The sequence below is a fragment of the Pricia sp. genome (assembly GCF_041745955.1).
In the GTDB taxonomy this organism is placed as follows: domain Bacteria; phylum Bacteroidota; class Bacteroidia; order Flavobacteriales; family Flavobacteriaceae; genus Pricia.
Genome location: NZ_JBGTHY010000307.1, coordinates 1 through 2,965, shown reverse-complemented (window position 1 = coordinate 2,965; position 2,965 = coordinate 1). Strand labels below are relative to the sequence as shown.

The following is a 2,965-nucleotide window of genomic DNA, read 5'->3' as shown; positions in this document are numbered from 1 at the left end:
GAACCAAAAAATCAACGTTTTTTCCCGAAAGGACATCGACGAACTTTACCTGCGCCATGTTCTTCATTCTTTGGGAATCGCTAAAATTAAGCGGTTTAAGGCGGATGTATCCGTTTTGGATGTTGGTACCGGTGGCGGCTTTCCGGGCATTCCTTTGGCCATTTTGTATCCAGACGTCCACTTTACCTTGGTCGACTCCATCGGAAAAAAAATAAAGGTGGTCGACGAGGTCGTGGCAGGTCTGGACCTCGAAAATGTGACCACGATCAATGATAGGGTAGAGGTTGTAAAGGGGAAATTTGATTTTATAGTAAGTAGGGCGGTAGCAGCGATGCCAACGTTCGTGTATTATGTCAAGGGGAAAATCAAAAAAGAGTGCCTTCATGAAAGAAGAAACGGAATACTTTACCTTAAGGGAGGCGATTTAAGGGAAGAACTAAAAGGATATAAAACGGCCGAAATCTTTGACCTGAGCGATTATTTTGAAGAGGATTTCTTTGAGGCCAAAAAGTTGGTATATCTTCCGGTGAAGTACTAGGGATAGCGAATCGCAAGGATACCTAAAATCATAGACATCCTTAAATAAATCATTGACATCCTTAAATTCTCAACATCCCTTCGAAGGAATATCTGCAATTATCGGCGTACCGTTTTAGGTACGAGTGGATGCTTTCTAAAAAGGACTTCTTGACCTTCTTGGGTTTCACCCCTATTTTCTTTGTTTTCATCACATCTTTTTTTGATTATAGCTATAAAGTTACTAAAAGTTTACTATAAATTAACGTTAAATTTACATTGATTATTGTGCTGTGATCAAGAAATTAATCGAACTGCCTGCATTTTGATGATAGTGAGACATTAAAAAAGTCCTAATCGAATATTCGATAAGGACTTTCTACGATTCCGTAAAATTTAGATTACTTTTTGGCCCCTTTGCCCCAAAATTTTGGGAGGTACTTGCAACCTGCCAGCCGACAAGCTAATTGAGAATTTTCCTATTCGCTCCAAGGCGGCGTAACCCCGTTCGAACGGGCATAGGCAATCAATTGGCCTTTGTGTTCGCCGTTATGTTCCACAATCGACAAAAGACCTGCGAGCTTGTTCATCTTGGCAAAACCAAAATCGACTTCTTCGTTCAATTGGTCGTTTTTGACCATAGCTATTTTTTCGAGTACGAAAGCATTTGATTTTTTCAAGGCGGCCAAAATGTTGTCTTTCCCGGTAATTTTATCCAAACTCGTCATATCTACATCCTCAGGCGGAGCAAATCCCATTTTTGAGGCCAGGTAATAATTGCCCCCTGCAACGTGCAACAGCGATTCCCCAACGGTACGTATGCCTTCCGCCGGCTTCCAATCGTACTGTTCTTCCGAAAAGGCTTCCGCCAGTTGTACTACTTGATCTTGATTGTGGGTAAGTACTCCTTGGATTGTGCTCTGGGTCAAATTATCTTGGGCGTAGACAGTGACAGCTCCCATAAAGAGTAATAAGCTTAATTTTTTCATTTTCCAAAAGTTTAGTTGTTCGTTAGTAAATCTTGTTGCCAATGCCACCAAAAACGGCATTGGCAACAAGATATTACAAATCGGCGAATTATTATCCTAAAATTTTTGGAATTTGACCCATTGACTGCCTGCCGGCCTTATCCCAAAAAAGGATACCGATAATTTTCCGGCGTCACAAAGGTCTCCTTGATCAATCGTGGCGATACCCATCGCAAAAGGTTTTGCATCGATCCCGCCTTGTCGTTGGTTCCCGAGGCCCTGGCACCGCCAAAAGGCTGTTGCCCGACTACAGCCCCCGTGGGCTTGTCGTTGATATAGAAGTTGCCGGCGCAGTTCTGTAGTGCCTTGGTCGCTTCGTCAATGGCGTAGCGGTCTCCCGAAAGCACGGCTCCCGTCAATGCATAGGGCGAGGTCTCGTCGACCAATTTCAGGGTTTTTGACCAGTCCTTATCCTCATAGACATATATCGTTACCACTGGGCCGAACAGTTCGGTTTCCATGGTCTTGTAATGGGGGTCGGTGGTTACTATGACCGTTGGCTCGATAAAGTAGCCTTTGGATTTATCGTATTCCCCACCGGCAAAAATTTCCGCTTTTTTATCCTTTTTCGCCTGATCGATATAGCTGGCCAATTTATCAAAAGAGCCCTCGTGGATGACCGCCGTGATAAAGTTGGACATGTCTTCGGGAGAACCTGGTTTGTTGAACGACTTAATATCCTTTTTAACAAGTTCCAGAATTTCTTTGGATGTCGATTTCGGTAGGTACGCCCTCGAAGCCGCACTACACTTTTGTCCCTGAAATTCGAACGCTCCCCGTGATATGGCCGTAGCCACCTGCTGCGGTTTTGCCGTAGGATGCGCAATGATAAAATCTTTTCCACCGGTCTCGCCGACAATCCGTGGATAGGTCTTGTAGGTATCGATGTTGTCACCGATTTTCTTCCAAAGACCCTTAAAGACGCTGGTAGATCCGGTGTAGTGGATGCCCGAGAAATCGGGACTCGCCAACGCCGTATCCGTAATCATGACCGGGTCGCCGTAGACCACGTTGATTACGCCATCGGGCAGGCCGGCTTCTTTAAAGACATCGACGATGACCTTGGCCGAAAATATCTGGTGGTCGCTGGGCTTCCAGAGTACCACATTGCCCATCATAGCGGCACTGGCGGGCAGGTTGGCGGCGATGGCCGTAAAGTTAAACGGGGTAATGGCGTAGACAAAGCCCTCCAAAGGGCGATATTCCACACGGTTCCAAACACCTTCCGAAGAATCGGGCTGCTCCCCGTAAATCTGGGACATATATTCGACATTGAACCGCAAAAAGTCGATAGTCTCACAAGCGGCATCGATTTCCGCCTGATGGATGTTCTTCGATTGCGCGATCATGGTCGCGGCATTTATCTTATCCCGATAGGGGCCTGCAATGAGTTCCGCAGCTTTCGAGAAAATAGCGCTCCG

The 2,965-nt window shown here is 45.7% G+C and carries 4 protein-coding genes; 1 reads left to right on the top strand and 3 read right to left on the bottom strand.

The genetic code is table 11. From position 1 onward, the window contains the following. Positions 1–538, top strand: a 538-nt coding sequence (rsmG, locus tag ACEW8S_RS11200) for a 16S rRNA (guanine(527)-N(7))-methyltransferase RsmG (RefSeq protein WP_373518241.1), incomplete at its 5' end; no start/stop codon positions are given. Positions 539–599: 61 nt separating this feature from the next. Here the strand turns inward: rsmG and ACEW8S_RS11195 are convergent. From ACEW8S_RS11195 to pruA, 3 genes are all read right to left on the bottom strand, one after another. After that, a complete protein-coding gene (locus ACEW8S_RS11195; RefSeq protein ID WP_373518240.1) occupies positions 600–728 on the bottom strand; it encodes a hypothetical protein in 129 nt (42 codons plus the stop codon). Positions 729–995: 267 nt separating this feature from the next. Then, positions 996–1,505 carry a DinB family protein gene (locus tag ACEW8S_RS11190; RefSeq protein ID WP_373518239.1) on the bottom strand — a complete coding sequence of 170 codons (510 nt, stop codon included), beginning with the start codon at positions 1,503–1,505 and terminating at the stop codon, positions 996–998. 137 nt (positions 1,506–1,642) lie between these two features. Then, positions 1,643–2,965, bottom strand: a 1,323-nt coding sequence (pruA, locus tag ACEW8S_RS11185; protein WP_373518238.1) for an L-glutamate gamma-semialdehyde dehydrogenase, incomplete at its 5' end; no start/stop codon positions are given.

What these genes read in the sequence shown, in the direction of transcription:
- ACEW8S_RS11195 (WP_373518240.1), bottom strand. Translation starts at nt 728, where the DNA reads ATGAAAACAAAGAAAATAGGGGTGAAACCCAAGAAGGTCAAGAAGTCC.
- ACEW8S_RS11190 (WP_373518239.1), bottom strand. Translation starts at nt 1,505, where the DNA reads ATGAAAAAATTAAGCTTATTACTCTTTATGGGAGCTGTCACTGTCTAC.